This is a genomic window from Clostridium sp. CM042 (assembly GCF_055080995.1).
On record NZ_CM143646.1, the window covers coordinates 1,882,155 to 1,899,092 of the forward strand.

15 protein-coding genes are annotated in these 16,938 nt (G+C 29.2%); 5 read left to right on the forward strand and 10 right to left on the reverse strand.

What is annotated here, in order from left to right:
• Positions 1-14 precede the first annotated feature (14 nt).
• Together ACWJJ7_RS08860 and ACWJJ7_RS08865 are read right to left on the reverse strand one after the other, a co-directional pair.
• Positions 15-230: a hypothetical protein gene (locus tag ACWJJ7_RS08860; RefSeq protein ID WP_462964871.1), complete on the reverse strand. Its 216-nt coding sequence runs from the start codon at positions 228-230 to the stop codon at positions 15-17.
• Positions 231-535: 305 nt separating this feature from the next.
• Positions 536-685, reverse strand: coding sequence for a cyclic lactone autoinducer peptide (locus ACWJJ7_RS08865; RefSeq protein ID WP_462964872.1), 150 nt, complete (start codon positions 683-685; stop codon positions 536-538).
• Between the two features lie 173 nt (positions 686-858).
• Here ACWJJ7_RS08865 and ACWJJ7_RS08870 point away from each other — a divergent pair, with 173 nt between their 5' ends.
• On the forward strand, positions 859-1,461 hold the full coding sequence (locus tag ACWJJ7_RS08870) for an accessory gene regulator ArgB-like protein (protein ID WP_462964873.1): 603 nt from the start codon (positions 859-861) through the stop codon (positions 1,459-1,461).
• 213 nt (positions 1,462-1,674) lie between these two features.
• Here the strand turns inward: ACWJJ7_RS08870 and ACWJJ7_RS08875 are convergent, their stop codons facing one another.
• From ACWJJ7_RS08875 to ACWJJ7_RS08885, 3 genes are all read right to left on the reverse strand, one after another.
• Entirely contained in the window at positions 1,675-1,890 is a 216-nt protein-coding gene (locus tag ACWJJ7_RS08875; protein ID WP_462964874.1) for a hypothetical protein, read from the reverse strand.
• Positions 1,891-2,452: 562 nt separating this feature from the next.
• A complete protein-coding gene (locus tag ACWJJ7_RS08880) occupies positions 2,453-3,769 on the reverse strand; it encodes a sensor histidine kinase (RefSeq protein ID WP_462964875.1) in 1,317 nt (438 codons plus the stop codon).
• Positions 3,770-3,771: 2 nt separating this feature from the next.
• Complete coding sequence (locus ACWJJ7_RS08885; protein ID WP_462964876.1) at positions 3,772-4,512, reverse strand: LytR/AlgR family response regulator transcription factor; 741 nt, start codon at positions 4,510-4,512, stop codon at positions 3,772-3,774.
• A gap of 273 nt (positions 4,513-4,785) precedes the next feature.
• Between ACWJJ7_RS08885 and ACWJJ7_RS08890 the strand changes: the two genes are divergently transcribed.
• Positions 4,786-5,817 carry a DUF3048 domain-containing protein gene (locus ACWJJ7_RS08890; RefSeq protein ID WP_462964877.1) on the forward strand — a complete coding sequence of 344 codons (1,032 nt, stop codon included), beginning with the start codon at positions 4,786-4,788 and terminating at the stop codon, positions 5,815-5,817.
• Between the two features lie 50 nt (positions 5,818-5,867).
• Here ACWJJ7_RS08890 and ACWJJ7_RS08895 read toward each other — a convergent pair whose 3' ends face one another.
• The gene (locus ACWJJ7_RS08895) at positions 5,868-6,302 is read right to left on the reverse strand and encodes a hypothetical protein (protein WP_462964878.1); all 435 of its coding nucleotides are present in this window, start codon (positions 6,300-6,302) and stop codon (positions 5,868-5,870) included.
• A gap of 548 nt (positions 6,303-6,850) precedes the next feature.
• Here ACWJJ7_RS08895 and ACWJJ7_RS08900 point away from each other — a divergent pair.
• Together ACWJJ7_RS08900 and ACWJJ7_RS08905 are read left to right on the forward strand one after the other, a co-directional pair.
• A complete protein-coding gene (locus tag ACWJJ7_RS08900; RefSeq protein ID WP_462964879.1) occupies positions 6,851-7,978 on the forward strand; it encodes an ABC transporter ATP-binding protein in 1,128 nt (375 codons plus the stop codon).
• Positions 7,978-9,570, forward strand: a complete 1,593-nt coding sequence (locus tag ACWJJ7_RS08905; protein WP_462964880.1) for an ABC transporter permease/substrate-binding protein — start codon at positions 7,978-7,980, stop codon at positions 9,568-9,570. The genes ACWJJ7_RS08900 and ACWJJ7_RS08905 overlap by 1 nt, the downstream gene beginning before the upstream one ends.
• 121 nt (positions 9,571-9,691) lie before the next feature.
• On the opposite strand, the gene ACWJJ7_RS08910 is transcribed toward ACWJJ7_RS08905, so the two are convergent.
• Positions 9,692-11,167 (reverse strand): 4Fe-4S dicluster domain-containing protein, encoded by a 1,476-nt coding sequence (locus tag ACWJJ7_RS08910; protein ID WP_462964881.1) that lies wholly within the window; start codon positions 11,165-11,167, stop codon positions 9,692-9,694.
• A 909-nt stretch (positions 11,168-12,076) separates the two neighbouring features.
• Between ACWJJ7_RS08910 and ACWJJ7_RS08915 the strand changes: the two genes are divergently transcribed.
• Positions 12,077-13,006 (forward strand): polysaccharide deacetylase family protein, encoded by a 930-nt coding sequence (locus ACWJJ7_RS08915; RefSeq protein WP_462964882.1) that lies wholly within the window; start codon positions 12,077-12,079, stop codon positions 13,004-13,006.
• Positions 13,007-13,034: 28 nt separating this feature from the next.
• Here the strand turns inward: ACWJJ7_RS08915 and ACWJJ7_RS08920 are convergent, their stop codons facing one another.
• Genes ACWJJ7_RS08920 through ACWJJ7_RS08930 form a run of 3 tightly spaced genes read right to left on the reverse strand, consistent with a single transcriptional unit; the run spans position 13,035 to position 16,622 of the window.
• Positions 13,035-14,504 (reverse strand): hypothetical protein, encoded by a 1,470-nt coding sequence (locus ACWJJ7_RS08920; protein WP_462964883.1) that lies wholly within the window; start codon positions 14,502-14,504, stop codon positions 13,035-13,037.
• Positions 14,505-14,542: 38 nt separating this feature from the next.
• A complete protein-coding gene (locus ACWJJ7_RS08925) occupies positions 14,543-15,928 on the reverse strand; it encodes a HAMP domain-containing sensor histidine kinase (protein ID WP_462964884.1) in 1,386 nt (461 codons plus the stop codon).
• 4 nt (positions 15,929-15,932) lie between these two features.
• Positions 15,933-16,622, reverse strand: coding sequence for a response regulator transcription factor (locus ACWJJ7_RS08930; RefSeq protein WP_462964885.1), 690 nt, complete (start codon positions 16,620-16,622; stop codon positions 15,933-15,935).
• Positions 16,623-16,938: the final 316 nt, after the last annotated feature.

The following is a 16,938-nucleotide window of genomic DNA, read 5'->3' on the forward strand; positions in this document are numbered from 1 at the left end:
TGCATTTTATTCATTTAATAACATTCAAATTTGACTTTTAATCCCCATTCAATTATGTTATAATCACCAGTGAAGCCACTGTAACCATTAGCAAGACACCACACTGACATACCTATGAACCATGAAACACCAATTACTAGTAATACTGCCATAAATACTATAACCCACGCTTGGTCTTCAGTATATTCAACTGAAGTACAGTCAATTTTTGGACATAAATAAGTTTCCATACAACACCCCTTTTTTGTGGTATTGTCAAAAATATTAATCTATCTTTGACTTACCCAATTATATTTTAATAATTTATATAAATAACTTGCTTCCCGCTTAAGATTTGGTATTTTAGTTTCGCGAGAACTAAAATACCTAAATAAAAGAAAGGAACAAGATATCATCATGATTAATAATTCTTCAATTCAGTCAATCGTTTACATACAATAATACTACCATTATCTCTCTATCACCATATTATAAACCTTTAAGGGTTATCCTTTTAATATTCTCACCCAAGATTACAAAGCCATATCAAATCTCCTTATAATCTTTCATCAACCTTATATAATGATTTAGGCATCTTACATTCATTAAATAACCAAACTATACACATTGATGATGAAGCTTTAGCCACTGCGGTTACACCAGAACAAGTTATTAACGCTACTTTTTTTAATATTAAGTTTTTCATTTTTCCACTCCTTATTATTCAGTTTTTTATTGCTTTACTTGAATTACCATGATATTATTCTACCATATTGTAATTGCTTAATTCTACATTATTTCCTAAGATGGGCTTTTTTGCGCGTGAAATGTAATTAATATTAATTTTCATCAATAAATTATTGTTTAGGATGGGGTTATATGAATATAAATAAAAAATTAAGCAACTTATTTATGGAATTTATCAAAAAAAATTTAGATAAGACAGAGGAAGAACTTGAAATACTCCATTATGGTACTCAAGTTATATTAATTAATGTTTACAAATTAGTTATTTTGTTTGTGACATCATATTTTCTTAAAATATTCACCTATACATTAATAGCGTTTATAGTTTTTGGCATCCTTAGATCATTCGCTAATGGAGTTCATGCAGACTCTAGCATAAAGTGTATTTTTTTAAATTATATAGTTTTTTTGGGAAATGTGTTTTTAAGTCTAAATTTCACCCTAAATAGAACTTTAATAATTATCTTATTTTTAATAAGCTTAATTTTAGTTGTTAAATATGCTCCTGCTGATACAGCTGAGCGTCCTCTTGTAAGCAAAAAATTAAGAAAAGCTTTGAAACTAAAAGCCATCGTTATTGTATTAATTTCATATTCAGTAAGTCTATTATTATCAAATTCAATTTATAAAAATATAATTATTTATTCTATCTTCGAAGAATCCTTTTTAATTACCCCCCTAGCCTATTTTATTTTCAGAAAACCTTATAATAATTATGAAAATCTACAACTTTAAAGCACTAATTATTAACAATAATTAGTGCTTTTGTAGAAACGAAGTTATAAATACTATTACTTAAATATACATTATTATATTTTTCATTCAAGATATCCTTAACAGTATCCAAATATAGATTATAAATGAAACTTAGACAAGCATATTAATTCATTATAAGCTTGTCTAAGATGTTGCTATAATAAAATAGCTCTTTCATTGAATTTTATTCATTTATTTACATTCAAAATTGACTTTTAATCCCCATTCAATTATGCTATAATCACCAGTGAATCCCTTGTAACCATTAGAAACACACCACACTGACATACCTATCATCCATGTAACGCCTACTGCTAGTAACGCTGCCATAAATACTATAACCCACGCTTGATCTTCAGTATATTCAACTGAAGTACAGTCAATTTTTGGACATAAATAAGTTTCCATACGACACCCCTTTTTGTGGTATTGTCAAAAATATTAATCTATCTTTGACTTACCCCCTTATATTTTAATAATTTATATAAATAACTTGATTCCCACTCAAGATTTGGTATTTTAGTTTCGCGAGAACTAAAATACCTAAACAAAAGAATGGAACAAGATATCATCATGATTAATAATTCTTTAATTGAGTCAATCGTTTACACACAATGAAATTACTAGTCTTATTTCTCTAGCATCAAATCCAAGCTTTTAGCACCATATTATAGACCCTTAAGGGTTGTCCCTTTAATATTCTATCAGAACAAGTTATTAAAGATACTTTTTCTAATATTAAGTTTTTAATTTTCCCACCCCTTATTACTCAGTTTTCCTATTGTTTTACTTGAATTACCATGATATTATTTTATCATATTGCGATTACTTAATTCTACATTATTTCCTAAAATGGTATTTTTTGAGCGTGAAATGTAATTAATATTAATCTTCATCAATAAATTACTCCCCTAGCCTACTTTATTTTCAGAAAACCTTATAATAACTATGAAAATTTACAACACAAGAACTAATTATTAACAATAATTAGTTCTTGTGTAAAAACTAAGTTATCAATACTAGTATTTAAATATACATTATTATATTTTTCATTCAAAATATCTTTAACAGTTTTTAAGCCTATTCCTCTATTTACACCTTTTGTAGAAAAATTTTTTTCGTATATTTTATGAATAGATGGAGTATTTTCCGGGCAAGAATTATTTATAATAAAGGTAGTACTATTATTATTTTTATATACTAAAAATTCAATAAATTTGTTATCGCATAATATCGCAGCTTCTATAGCATTATCAAAAATAATTCCAGTAATTCTACAGATATCTATTAAATATATTGATAATTCATTAACATCGTCCACAATCTCTATTTTGACTTTTATGTTTTTTGATTGAGCCTTAATAATTTTAGAAGAAAGTAGTCCTTTTAACGAATCAATTTTTATGTGCATAAGTAATGTATAAGAGCGATTCTTTTCCAATATTTTTTTACTTTCAGGCATTAATTCTGTATAATAGAATTCCTTCAACTCTTTTATATTTTCTGACTCGATATATGCCCCTATTGTTTGAAATATATTAATTTGGTCATGTCTAAAACTTCTCAAGTCATTTGAAAGATTTTCTAAATTTACAGTATATTCTTTAAGATGGGTCAATTCTTTTTCTCTGTAATCCCATTCCAAATCTTTTTTAATACTTTCATTATTTGTATGAGTTAATATTAATATCACAATAAAATAACTAATTATCAAAAAAAGGTTTAATGAAATGAAAATTTTATTAGGCTTATTAAACATCATTTTTAATGATAAAGAATAAGAATATATAGAAATAAATGAAATTATTATTGTGGAGAATAAAATAGAAATATTTTTTGATTTTATTTTCAAAAAATTTTTAATAAAGTTATTTTTTAAAATTTTACATGAAAATTCACTTACAAAATAACATACTATTAAAATTAATAAAGCTGATAATAATTTAATTTTAGGATTATTTAATATATCTGAATATTTTAATTTTAAAATAAAAACTAAGATAACTCCAGAAATAGCATCTCCAAAAGCAAAAATTAATTGTATAAAAATAGAAATTACTAGAGAATAGTATACTTTTTTAAAAAGTATATATAAATATATGGTCATTATTATGGTTGTAATAGGCACTATTAACTTGTTTTCATTATAATTATTCGATAATACAATTACAGGGAATAAAATACTATTAATAACTAAAAAGTTTTTTCTAGTTATTTCAATATAACTTATATTAATCATAATAACACCAAAATTTAATGTAATAATAAATATATATAATAACTCCATAATCATATTAAACATTTTTTAATTAATCCTTTTAGATATAATGCTGAGCTATAACAGATTTCATCATTTATCATGTAGATAGTTTTATTTTTTTTATCAAATAATTTAATTTTAGTGGTATTAACTATATAAGATCTGTGACATTTATAAAAATATGAAGGTAATTTAGCTTCTATATCCTTCATTTTTCCATAGAACTCAAATTGGCCATTAATCGTATGACCCCTTAATTTATGACCAATATCTGATGTTTCAAAAAATAGGATTTCATTAAATAGAAAATTTTCAATCCTATTCACTAAATTTATTGAAATGACTTCTTTTTCTTTAACATTAACATTTTTGTAATTATTGTATGCTCCACTTAAGCATTCTGAAATGCTGCTTTTAAGGGCCTTATCATCAAATTTTAAGATATAATCAAAAGCTCGCACTTTATATTTAAAAGTTAAAAATGATAACTCAGCATGTGAAGTTATAAAAACAATATATCCTTTTGTATCATAATTTCTTATCTCTTTTGCAAGGTCTATTCCATTTGATTTAGTGCCTAAATCTACATCTAAAAAGTAAATAAAACTTTTTTCTATGTTGTTCCTAAGATGATTAACTACATCTTTAGAATTATCAGCTGATAAAACTATCTTTAAATCAAGCTTTAAATCTATTAATTTATTTTGTATAATACATTCAATCTTTTCCCTTTGCATCTCGTTATCTTCACAAATAATTATATCAAGCATTTTAGCACCACCTTAATAAGAATTCAAACTAAACCTTATAATAATATGACAATTTATATTATTATTATACCATTTCCTACAAAAAAACACTACATCGCTAATTAGTTACATGATCTATGCTCGCGGTGGTTTTTATGAGCGAAGCAAATTTAATCCTCCTATAGCATTTTTAGTTTTTGTATTATTCTATATACACAATATTTCGAATAGATTAAAATAAAGGAATGAATGTAATGACGTTTTCCCATAAAATTTACTAAGGAGATGTTTACTTTGAAAAACAAGTCTAAACTATTATTATGTATAATTATTTCAATAAGCTTTATTTTACAGGGTTGTAGCAAAAAAGCTGAATCTATTGCTACGCCAAACCAACCAACCCCTACAAAAACAGAATCCTCTGTAAAGACCTCACAAAAGTACCTCTCTCCTTATACAGGTGAAGAGGTAAAAAAAGAAATATTAGATAATATTGCTGTGCTTGCCATAGTAGAAAATTCAGTAGCTGCAAGACCTCAATCGGGTTTGAATGCTGCGGATATAGTTTATGAGACCATGGCCGAAGGTGGCACTCCTAGATTCATTGCATTATTTCAAAAAAACAATGCTGAAAAGGTTGGACCAATTAGAAGTGCCAGGCCTTACTTCTTAGATATTTCAAAAGAATATAACTTGCCCTTTGCTCATTGTGGTGGAAGTTCGGAGGCTCTTGTTAAAATAAAAAGTGAAAACTTAATGAGTATGAATGAAATGGCATATGCTTCTACTTATTGGAGAGATTCCATACGAAAAGCTCCTCATAATCTTTATACCTCCACAGAAAAATTAAGAGATCTTGTTAAAACAAAAGATTTTGTCAAAGCTCCTATTGTAAAATTAAAATTTGACAAGAGCTATTGGGATAACGCTAAATCACCTAAAGCTATAGATGTACTTTTAAAAATAAACAAAAATTACAACACTAGTTACAACTATAAGGATGGGCTTTACATCAAAAGCATGGATGGAAAATCATCAACTAATAAAGAGAATAAGCTTCCACTAGCATTTAAAAACATAGTGGTGCAAATCACCTCCATTAAAAAACAAGCAGATGGGCAACATTTAGACATTTCCCTTGTAGGTAAGGGGGATGGTTATGTTATTAGTAATGGTAAATTTATAAAAATGCATTGGGCTAAAAAAGATGCCACTTCGCAAACACTTCTAACTGATGAGAAAGGTAATAATTTACCATTAAATCCTGGAAAAACTTGCTGGAACATTGTAGATAAAAATACCATTGTAGATATTAGTAAATTATAAAAGAAGACTTGCCTCAGTATAATGAGACAAGTCTTTTTGTTGTATTTCGATTAAGATTCTTGAATTTTTCCGTCAATTTCTTCCTGCTTAGTTGTTTCTGAATTTTCTACGAAAGCAACATTTTGATCTACAATATCTTCTTCAACAATATCATTGCAAACCTCAGCTTTCGTTAAGCGTATTAAACATTTTGAAACTTTTTTGTTTACTACACCCACTCCTAATAGAAGAAATGCGATACCTCCATATATTGCAACTGGTTCAAATATTCCTGGCAACAATTGTGATGGCACTAACGCATTCCTTACAGTAGCGGCAGAATAACCCTGAGCTACAGCTTGATCAAAGTTAGTTTTATATAAGAAAACATTATTAACTAATAATGCAACTCCCATAATTGCAACAACTGAAGCGACAACATACAAAGTAATTGAAATAGCAGATTTTCCTGATTTTTTAGACGCATTTTTTGCTTTAATTCCCATAATAATTCGTCCCCATTTCCGCCCTTAAAGGCTATATTATAAATTTCGTTTTAATACTGATATTATTTTGTAGCACTTCTGCTTCTTTTAATAATAGTAACAAATAATTGTTGCATTTAAGTGTCAATATTATGAACAATTTATAACTAGACCATTGTTCCCTTATATATAATCCAATAAAGTGAACAAATCAGTTCATCTGTAGAATCCATATAATCGCCTATACTTAGCATAGTGTACTACGTACACTATTATCAACTTAATATCATTAAAATAAACTAGATTTGTACTACAAAAACAAAATATAAAATGTTTAAACCATAAATAGCCTATATTCTACACCTACAAAAGACCATATAGCCAGCAATGGTACTATTATGTAGCATATGTTTCATTTTTATCTCTATATCACCTATACCCTAATATTGATAGAACTGTCACATTTATTCTCAGTTTATGGAGTTTTGTAAACAGACAAGCCTATGATAACATATAGGTTGTTAGTTTAATTTAACTGACATTCTATTATTTTATTGAGGAGAGGTTATATGTTAGAGTTTAGGAATATAAGGAAGGTTTTCAAGAACAAAACCGTAATTAACGACATTAGTTTTACTGTAACTAAGGGAGAGTTTATAGTTATAGTAGGACAAAGTGGTTGCGGGAAAACCACAACTTTAAAAATGATTAATAGGTTAATTTCACCAACATCAGGGAGTATAAACTTGGATGGTAAAAATATATTAAAGGAAGATGCAATTAAACTACGACGGAATATGGGATATGTCATACAGCAAACAGGACTTTTACCGCATATGACTGTAGGTGAGAATATTGGAATAATACCAATGCTGGAAAAATGGCCAGAAGATAAGATACTTGCCAGAACATCTGACCTTTTAAAAATGGTAGGAATGAAGCCAGAAGAGTATATAGACAGATATCCATGTGAATTAAGTGGAGGTCAGAAGCAAAGAATTGGAGTGGCAAGAGCCTGGGCAACAAATCCTGATATAATCCTTATGGACGAGCCTTTTAGTGCACTAGACCCAATTACGAGAAATCAGCTTCAAGATGAATTGTTTAATCTTCAGCAAGAGTATAAAAAGACAATAGTTTTCGTAACCCATGATATGGATGAAGCACTTAAACTTGGTGATAGAATTTGTATTATGAAGGACGGAAATATTGTTCAGTTTGATACTCCAGAAGAGATTCTAAATAACCCTGCTAATGATTTTGTTAAAGAATTTATAGGTAAAAATAGAATATGGCAGCAACCAGGGTTTATAAAAGCTAGGGATATTATGATTACGCAGCCAATTACAACTAGTGGTAATAGAACAGTAGTCCAGGCCTTAGAAATTATGAAGGCAAATAAAGTAGACAGCCTATTAATTATTAATAAAGAAGATAAGCTGGAAGGAATTATTACAATAAAAGATATTATAAGGAATTACATAGGTTCTATAAAGGTAAATACTATTATGGGCACAGAAATTAAAACCGTTAATTTAGATGACTCTTTAATAGATATATTAAATCTAATGAATGAACTTAAAATTGGATATGTTCCAGTTGTAGATGACAGTTCAAAATTAGTTGGACTAATTACTGAGAGTAGCTTGTTGATTGTTTTAAGCAACCAGTATATTAACCAGGAGGATGATGAATAATGGTCATATTAAATGGAATAGTTAGTTTTAAAGACTTTGTAGTTTCAAGGCAGAGTCAAATAATAGATCTAACACTTCAACATATTGAATTAACCATATTTGCTGTGGTTATAGCCATAATTGTTGGAATCCCTTTGGGTATATTAATATCTAGAGTTAAGAAGTTATCGGGGCCAGTTATCGGTTTTGCAAATTTAATACAAGCAATACCTAGTTTAGCTTTATTAGGGTTTTTAATACCAATACTTGGAATAGGTAGTACACCAGCAATACTTATGGTGTTTTTATATTCACTACTTCCTATTATAAAAAATACCTATACTGGACTTATGAATATAAATCCCGATGTAATTGAGTCATCTAAAGGCATGGGTATGACAAATAAACAAGTACTTAAATTAGTTCAATTACCACTTGCATTCCCAGTAATTATGACTGGTATAAGAATATCAGCAGTTACTGCTGTTGGGCTTATGACAATTGCAGCATTTATAGGTGCAGGCGGACTTGGATATATGGTATTCTCAGGTGTGCAAACGGTAGATAACAATATGATTCTAGCTGGAGCAATTCCTGCATGTTTATTAGCACTGTTAATGGACTCTATTGTAGAGAGAATTGAACAAGGGGTAACACCTCCAGGAATCAGAAAAGCAGATGGAACAATTAAACTATCTAAGAGAAAAAAACATAAGTTTAGTAAAACTCAAAAAATCATAGCTAGTAGTTTAGCTATTATATTGATATCTAGCGGTGTGTATATGACCACTAAAAAAACTGACACTATTGTGGTAGGTTGTTACAACAGTTCTGAACAAATTATATTAGGTAATATACTAGCAACACTAATAGAAAAAAATACAGATATCAAAGTAGAAACACATTTAAATTTAGGAGGCTCAGGACTCGCTTATTCTGCATTAAGAACTGGTGAAATAGACATGTACCCTGAGTATACTGGAATGAGTTTAGTTGGTATTATGAAGAGGACCCCCATTAATGATCCAGCTAAAGCTTATAAAATTGTAAGTGATTATTACATTAAAAACTACGGTATAACTTGGCTAAAACCTTTTGGTTTTAATGATACTTATACATTATCGGTAAGACAAGACACTGCTAAAAAATACAATCTAGAGACTATTTCAGACCTTGCAAAGGTAGGAGGCGAGCTTAAGCTTGGTGCTACATTAGAATTTTGCAATAGAGCAGATGGTTATTCAGGATTAACTAAAGTATATAACCTGAAATTTAAAAGTGCTAGTGCAATTGATGGAGGACTTCGGTATGCAGCCATAGATAATAAAAAAGTAGATGCTATAGATGCTTTTAAAACCGAAGGGTTATTAAAGTCATATAAACTTAAGGTTTTAAAAGATGATAAACACTTCTTCCCAAATTATGATTGTGTACCAATCGTTAGCAGTAAAACTCTTGAAAAACATCCAGAACTTAAAACTTTAATTAATAAATTAGGTGGCAAGATTACGGCGGAAAAAATGATAGAGTTAAATTATAAAGTTGATAAACTTTCCGAGGAACCAGCCAAAGTTGCAGAAGATTTTTTGAGGGAAAATAAATTGATTAAATGATTAAGATACCCGATTTCTATAGTTTATGTGAGAGTCTAAGACAGATATAAAAATTGTCGAATAGCTTTTATAAGAAGAGGTATAGCAAAATTTTGCTATACCTCTTCTTATAAATTAAATATTATTTAGACATGAAGTTTTTACCACGGTGCATGTCAATTTCATCTACCATTATTACTTTGAGTGAATCACTAGCATCTTTTTCTAACGCTAATTTTCCATACTTATTTACTTCATTTTTATCTCTTGGACCGTGTTTGAGGGATGCTGCGCCACCAATGCATCCACCAGAGCAAGCCATTCCTTCTATGAAATTACCGTTTGATCTATTAAATTTCAATAATTTCAAGGCTTTATCACATTCAATAAGACCATCACAACTTATAGGTTTAAAATCAACTGCAACATTTCCAGCATCAACTAAGTGTTTTACTGCTTCGGTAAGACCACCCGATTTAGCAAAAATCCTTCCATAATAAGAAGCATTATTTAAGGGAAGTTCTTCACACTCTTGAAGATCTATTTCAAACGCATCAAGCATTGCCTGAAGTTCTTCAAACGTCATTACATAATCAGTAATGCCTTTTATATCTGCTTGCTTTATTTCCATTTTTTTAGCTGTACAAGGTCCAATAAATACAACTTTTGCTAAAGGATCTGTATTTTTAATAAGCTTAGAAATTGCTATCATCGGAGAAACTGTGCTTGACACATGCTTACCGAGCTCTGGGTAATTTTTCTTAATATAAGAAACAAAAGCTGGGCAACAAGAGCTTGTCATAGTTTTGAGTTCCTCGATAGTTTCTATAAATTCTTTTGTTTCATTTTGCACTACCATATCTGCACCAATGGCTGCTTCTACAACATCATGAAAGCCCATTTTTTTTATACCTGAAAGTACTTGTCCAATATTAACATCGGTAAATTGGCTAGCTATTGCAGGTGCAACGACAGCATATACATGCATATTTTTATCTTCTTTTGATTTTATTAATACATTAGTAATATCTACTACTGATGATTTATCCATAATTGCACCGAAAGGACATTGATAAACACAAGCACCACATTGTATACATTTTGCATTATCAATTACTGCTTTCTTATCTTCATCAATACTTAATGCACCTGCACTACAAGCTCTACGACACGGTCTCATAACATCAGAAATTGCGTTGTACGGACAAGCAGCTTTACATTTGCCACATTCAATACATTTATTTGTATCAATGTAAGATCTACGATTTATAGAGTGAATTGCACCCACAGGACATACTTGAATACATTTATGTGTTAAACAACCTCTACAAGCTTCAGTAACCGTAAATCGTTGTATAGGACATTCATCACAGGCAATATTTATTACTTCAATAACATTTTTATTTTTTTTACATCCACCCATTACAAGTTTTATTCTTTCCCCAATAATTGCTCTCTCTTTATGAATACAACAACGTGTTCTTGCTTTAGGGCCTGGAACAAGAACCTTAAATAGATTTTTACCTTCTTTTTTTAGAGTTCCTTTAATAGCAAGTTTAACTACCTCTGTTATTACCTCGTATTTTATAAGTTGTATATCATTATCAAATTCTTTCAAATTTATCACTTCTCCTATTTTTATAATGTAAAGCTGTAAATGTTAAATTTCAAATTTTAAACATTTATAAAGATGAATAAAAGATATTCAATGCATATTATTGAGAATATGTATATCGTTCCTAATAATTAGTTTTAGTTAGGGGCATAAAAATAAATAACAAGTCAAAGATGTGAAGGATATTTTGTATCAGACAAGAAGACAGGTTCCGTTGCTAGTTATACTAACATCGGATTCTGCCGACGAAGTATTATACAAAATAGACTCGCATACTGACTTGTTATTTACTTTAATGTCCCTTATGTTAAAATAATATCACTATGTTAAGAAATCAGCAAGTGGGCCCCTTCAGTACCCGCAATGTTACCAGTCACCTGTTAATTTAAACTCTTTACTCATTAATAAAGTTTAAAACCTTTCACAGCCTTGTCCCCATATTAATAATTACTTCCATTTAACAATCAATACCTTCCCTTGACAAAACCCCTTTATTGTAACAGTGTTTAACTTTCTGATTTATTTTTTATTAATTTCAATATACATTCTATATCTATTAATTTAAAATATAATGCTATAGTAAGCTCTTATAATATAACTACATCATATTTATTATTTTTTATTATATCTTTCACTTTGTTATTACTTTATTTTACCACATTTCTATCGAAATTTCGTTTAAGCCTAATTTTTCTAAATGCTTAGCAATCAAAATTTAAATGTAATATGTAATGAAATCGTAATAATTCTGTAATCTCTTAAATTAGAATAAGTAGTATTATAAATGTATAGATACGACAACATTTTACATAGAATATGATCATATTACAAAATATATACAAGTTGTATTTAATTGTAACGATCACCAGCGTTTATTATTTACAAATAAGATGTTAAGGAAGTGTTAAATAAGTGTTAAATATTGACAAAAAAAAGATACCTAATAAAAGAACTCTAAGAATAAATTTATTATCTGGCTGCATTTTTTTAATTTTAATAGGTGCACTCATAATAGGTAAAAGTTTTCTTAAAGAAGAAGCTAAAGCTGAACCAGTAACTATACCAGTTACTACGAATAATGCTGCATTACAGCAAAATAATAAAACCAGTAATAAACCAACAAAAAATTATACCGTAAATAAAGAAGGACAAAAGTACATTTATGATGCTACAAAGGTAAATTCCATAGTAAATTACAAAGAAAAAAATGATGGTAAGAAGATAGCATTTCTTACCTTTGATGATGGTCCATCTACCACTGTAACCCCCAAAATACTAGATATTCTAAAAGAGTATGACGTTAAAGCAACATTTTTTTTGATCGGACAAAATATAGAAGAGAATGAAAAAAGTAAAGAACTTGTAAAACGTGAATTTAATGAAGGACATGCAATAGGCAATCACACTTATTCTCATAGCCTGAATGTGTTGTTTCCTAACAACAAAATTAATATACCTGTTTTCATGAATGATGTGAAAAAAACCGAGGACGCTTTAAAAAATATTCTTGGCCAGGATTTTAATACAAATATTTTAAGAGTGCCAGGAGGATATATGTCCAGGACATATTATAAAGATCCAACTTTACCAGAGTTTGATACACGATTAAAGGAAAAAAACATGGTTAGTATAGATTGGAATGCTCAAATTAAAGATGCGGAAGGTAAGCGCAATAAAAGTCCTGAAGAGTTCCTTAGTATATTAAAGGAAGAGGTTGGAACAAAAGAAAAAGTAATTATATTGATGCATGATACTTATGGTAAAATAGGAACTGCTAATGCATTACCTCAAATTATAGAATATTTAAAGGGCCAAGGATATGAATTTAAAACAATAAAATAAGTGCTAACGCGACTAGTCGCGTTAGCACTTATTTTACTTTTTTTTGCCAATCATCCACATAACTACCCGTAGCCCAATGGGCCATTACTGGCAGTTCTCCTGATTTAAACTTCAAAGTTAATGAATTTTCTCCCAGCTCATATCCTTTTATAGTAAAAACCATTAATTCTGTATTGGTTAGAACAACAACAAAGTCTCTATTAGGAGAGGAATAAGCATCCACTGCACTAGGAACCTTTGTTTTTATTACGTTAAAAGAAGGAAATAAATTATCATAGGTAGTTAAAGATTTAGGTGTAGCATAAGGAATATCAAAATCTATAAATGAATTCTTACTATTTATTTTCGTTTCCATTCTTCCCCTTAGAATCCATCGTCCACTCCTTCTTATTACACCCCAATTAGTATCCACTTTTTTTAGATTTTCATCTTTAATGTTTTTAGGTGCGTTTAAAAGTGTCCCTGCCAAAGTAGACTTTTCTATTTCCCTTCCCAGTATGCTTGTAAGTTTTATGGATACTCCCAATAGATTATCCATTGGAAGTATTTTAAGCTGATTATTAGGGTATTTATTTTCTGAATCATTATTATTTACATCCTCTAAAGTATCAATTGAAACATAATTGCTACCTACAAATTTAATAGCCATACTACCTTCTGTTTTGGTATACTTTATTTGTTTTGAATTTGTATTTATCGGTTTAGTCGGATTAATTGGATACGACCAAAGTACATCCTTAGCATCTCCATTTTCTATTTTCTTACTTATCCCTACCTTCCAAAATCCATCTTGCCTTGGAAGTAGCAAATCTTTAGTTTCCATAATGGGTAGAATTTTATCATTTACCGAACTAATCATTAAGGTTTTATACAAATATTTGCTAAGCCCAGCTTCCGCTTTAGGGTTTTCATACCTTAGCCCAAGTAATAATCCTGACTTAGATCTTATTTCTTTTTCTGCCTTGCTGATTAAAATTTTTGTGTTATCTTCTTTATTTCTATCATATGAAGGCGTGGCACTAGAATCTTTTGCCTTATGAAAATATAACAAATTGCCCTCATAATTTTTTATTAAAGTTACCTCATCCAACTTTATGTATTCATCAAAAAAAATATTATTGGAGCTAATTGTTATAATTTTCACATCATCACTTTGTATTCCTAAACTTTTAGCACTTATTTTTACAGTATTCCAAAAATAATTTTTAGTATTCACAGACTTAACTTTATATTTAGGATTCTTAGAGATGTCACCATTAAAGTCAACTGTATCTTCACTGAAATAAGCACTCTTTCCAATTAATTGTTTTGCCTTTTTATCATCTATTGTAGCTCCACCAATAGAAACATATTTTTCTACTGTCCAGGTTCCTTCTATAGGAGACACAGTGAGTTTTTTATGTAATACTTGAGAGTTTAAAGTTAATCCTACATATTGACTCCATATAAAAACTATAATAGAAAATAAAATAAAAAATAAACATAACGCTTTTTTCACTGGGAGTCACCTCTTATATATCTAAATTTTATTATTTATTATGCCAACGGTAATGATATTCTAACATCTGTACCCATGCCGTATTCACTTATTATCTCAAGTTTACCATTGTGCATTTCTACAATTTCTTTACAGAGAGAAAGTCCTATTCCATTTTGTGACATACTTGTTCTGCCTTTGAAAAATTTTTCTGTGACTTTAGGCAAATCCGTTGGTGAAATTCCTATTCCGTTGTCCTTTATAATAATGCAAATATTATTACCGACAATGCATGCTTCGAGTGTTACATTGCCCCCTCCTTTTGTAAAATTAAAGGCGTTATCTAAAACGTTAATAATAACTTGATTCACCCTTTTTTCATCTGCAAAAACTGGAGATAAATCCTCTTGTATTTTAACAGTAAAATTAATATTGTGACGTATTGACTTGGGCATAAATTGTTTTTCTATATAGGCTATAACGCTTTGAATATTTATATATTCTTTTGTAAGTGGTACTTTTCCAGATATAAATTTAGAAAAATCCAACAATTCTTCCACCATTCCTGTAAGTTTATCACTTTCCTTTTCTATGATGTTAAGTCCAACTAGAATTTCTTCCTTATCTTCTAAACTACCAGAACTAATAGTTGCAGCCCACCCTTTTATGGATGTCAATGGAGTTCTAAGTTCATGAGAAACCGATGCAATAAATTCATTTTTTAAATTATGATTTTTTTCAATTTCTTCTGCCATAAAATTAAATGTATCGGATAGTTCTCCAATTTCATCATTTCTTCTTTTTTCTAGTCTTTCCTTGAAGTTTCCAGACGCAAATTTCTTAGCTAGGTTCTTTACTTCCTCTAAGGGTTCCACAATAGTATTAGATATAAATATACTAGAAACACCAGAAATCACAATTACCAGAGCTCCAACTCCTAAGAAAAGAAATATTATTTTACGAATCAGTGCATCTACCTCAGATAAGGAAGTAACAAAACGCAGTACACCCTCTATTTTATTAGAGGATTTTAAGGGGTAGGAAACGTACATAAAATTTTCTTTTGTAGACTTATCTTTCTTAGTAAAAGTTCCAAGTCCACCTAGCAATGCTTTTTTTACATCATCGTCTTCAATAGGTTTCTCATTAAAATTACCAATGGAATCCATTAACATCATTCCTGAGTTATCAATAATTTGGACCTCAGCAGAGGTGTTTTTCCAAAAAATATCAGCATTATTCTCCACATTTTCCTTTAAACTAGATGAAGAAAAATAATTATTATAAAAATCAACAGATCCCTTGATTTGTTTTGAAAGCAAAGACTCCATGTCTTTGTAGTAATATTTTTCTATAGAAACGGTAAGAAAAACTTCTAAGGTGATTACCGTAAAAAAAATCACTAATAGATAACTCCAAACAAGTCTGGCTTTTATACCTCTCAAAAAATCACCTCTTTTTCCATCTATATCCAACACCCCATACTGTTTCTATATATTCTGGCTTAGAAGGAGTATCTTCAATTTTTTCTCTAAGACGTCGTATATTAACATCTACAATTTTAGAGTCTCCAAAGTATTCATAATTCCATACTAAGTTTAATAAATCATCTCTACTAAAAGCTTTTTCCTCATTTTCCATGAAAGCCTTCAAAATCAAGTATTCTTTAGGAGTTAAATCTAGAAGTTGGTGATTTTTATATACCTTCATTGAAACAGTATCTATGATGAAGCACCCAGAGATTAATTGCTCAGGATTTTTATCTTCACTATGACTCATTCGTCTAAGTAAAGAATTTGCTCTGGCAATAAGTTCTAAAGGATTAAATGGTTTTACCATGTAATCATCAGCACCATACTCTAGGCCCATGATTTTATCCATATCTTGTCCTCTAGCAGTAAGCATGATAATACCCAAATTCGGAAAATCATCTCTTAACAATTCACAGGTTTTAAACCCGTCAATACCAGGAAGTGTTATATCTAAAATTATTAAATCCGGGCTCTCCTGATGTACTTTAACTAAACCTTCTTCTCCAGATACAGCTTCAATTACTAAAAAGTTATTTCTTTGAAAATTAATTTTAATAAATCCTCTAATAGATTCCTCATCTTCTATTAGAAGCACTTTTTTTTTCATAATTTCACCTCTTACAATGAAAGCAATATTCTACTACAATCTGCTTTACATATTATTAGTTATAATTATAACATAATGCATCTATAAAATATTATAAGTAATAATATTGTAATTATTTTGTAATAGTTTTTCACTGCATTTATATATAATAAAACAAAAGGATAAAACTAATTTTTTAGCTTTATCCTTTTGCTTTTACAATATTATCATATAAAGTTTTAGCACCAAATTATTATAATTTAAAACTTTTCATGGAATTTTAGAGATCTGCCGATTGCTCTGCTATCTTAGTATAATTAATCAATTTAGTTTCAAT

Excerpts from the sequence above, each read along its gene's own strand:
- ACWJJ7_RS08930 (WP_462964885.1), bottom strand. The coding sequence starts at position 16,622 with ATGAAAAAAAAAGTGCTTCTAATAGAAGATGAGGAATCTATTAGAGGA.
- ACWJJ7_RS08880 (WP_462964875.1), bottom strand. The coding sequence starts at position 3,769 with ATGGAGTTATTATATATATTTATTATTACATTAAATTTTGGTGTTATT.
- ACWJJ7_RS08905 (WP_462964880.1), top strand. The coding sequence starts at position 7,978 with ATGGTCATATTAAATGGAATAGTTAGTTTTAAAGACTTTGTAGTTTCA.
- ACWJJ7_RS08900 (WP_462964879.1), top strand. The coding sequence starts at position 6,851 with ATGTTAGAGTTTAGGAATATAAGGAAGGTTTTCAAGAACAAAACCGTA.
- ACWJJ7_RS08895 (WP_462964878.1), bottom strand. The coding sequence starts at position 6,302 with ATGGGAATTAAAGCAAAAAATGCGTCTAAAAAATCAGGAAAATCTGCT.
- ACWJJ7_RS08870 (WP_462964873.1), top strand. The coding sequence starts at position 859 with ATGAATATAAATAAAAAATTAAGCAACTTATTTATGGAATTTATCAAA.
- ACWJJ7_RS08875 (WP_462964874.1), bottom strand. The coding sequence starts at position 1,890 with ATGGAAACTTATTTATGTCCAAAAATTGACTGTACTTCAGTTGAATAT.
- ACWJJ7_RS08860 (WP_462964871.1), bottom strand. The coding sequence starts at position 230 with ATGGAAACTTATTTATGTCCAAAAATTGACTGTACTTCAGTTGAATAT.
- ACWJJ7_RS08865 (WP_462964872.1), bottom strand. The coding sequence starts at position 685 with ATGAAAAACTTAATATTAAAAAAAGTAGCGTTAATAACTTGTTCTGGT.
- ACWJJ7_RS08885 (WP_462964876.1), bottom strand. The coding sequence starts at position 4,512 with ATGCTTGATATAATTATTTGTGAAGATAACGAGATGCAAAGGGAAAAG.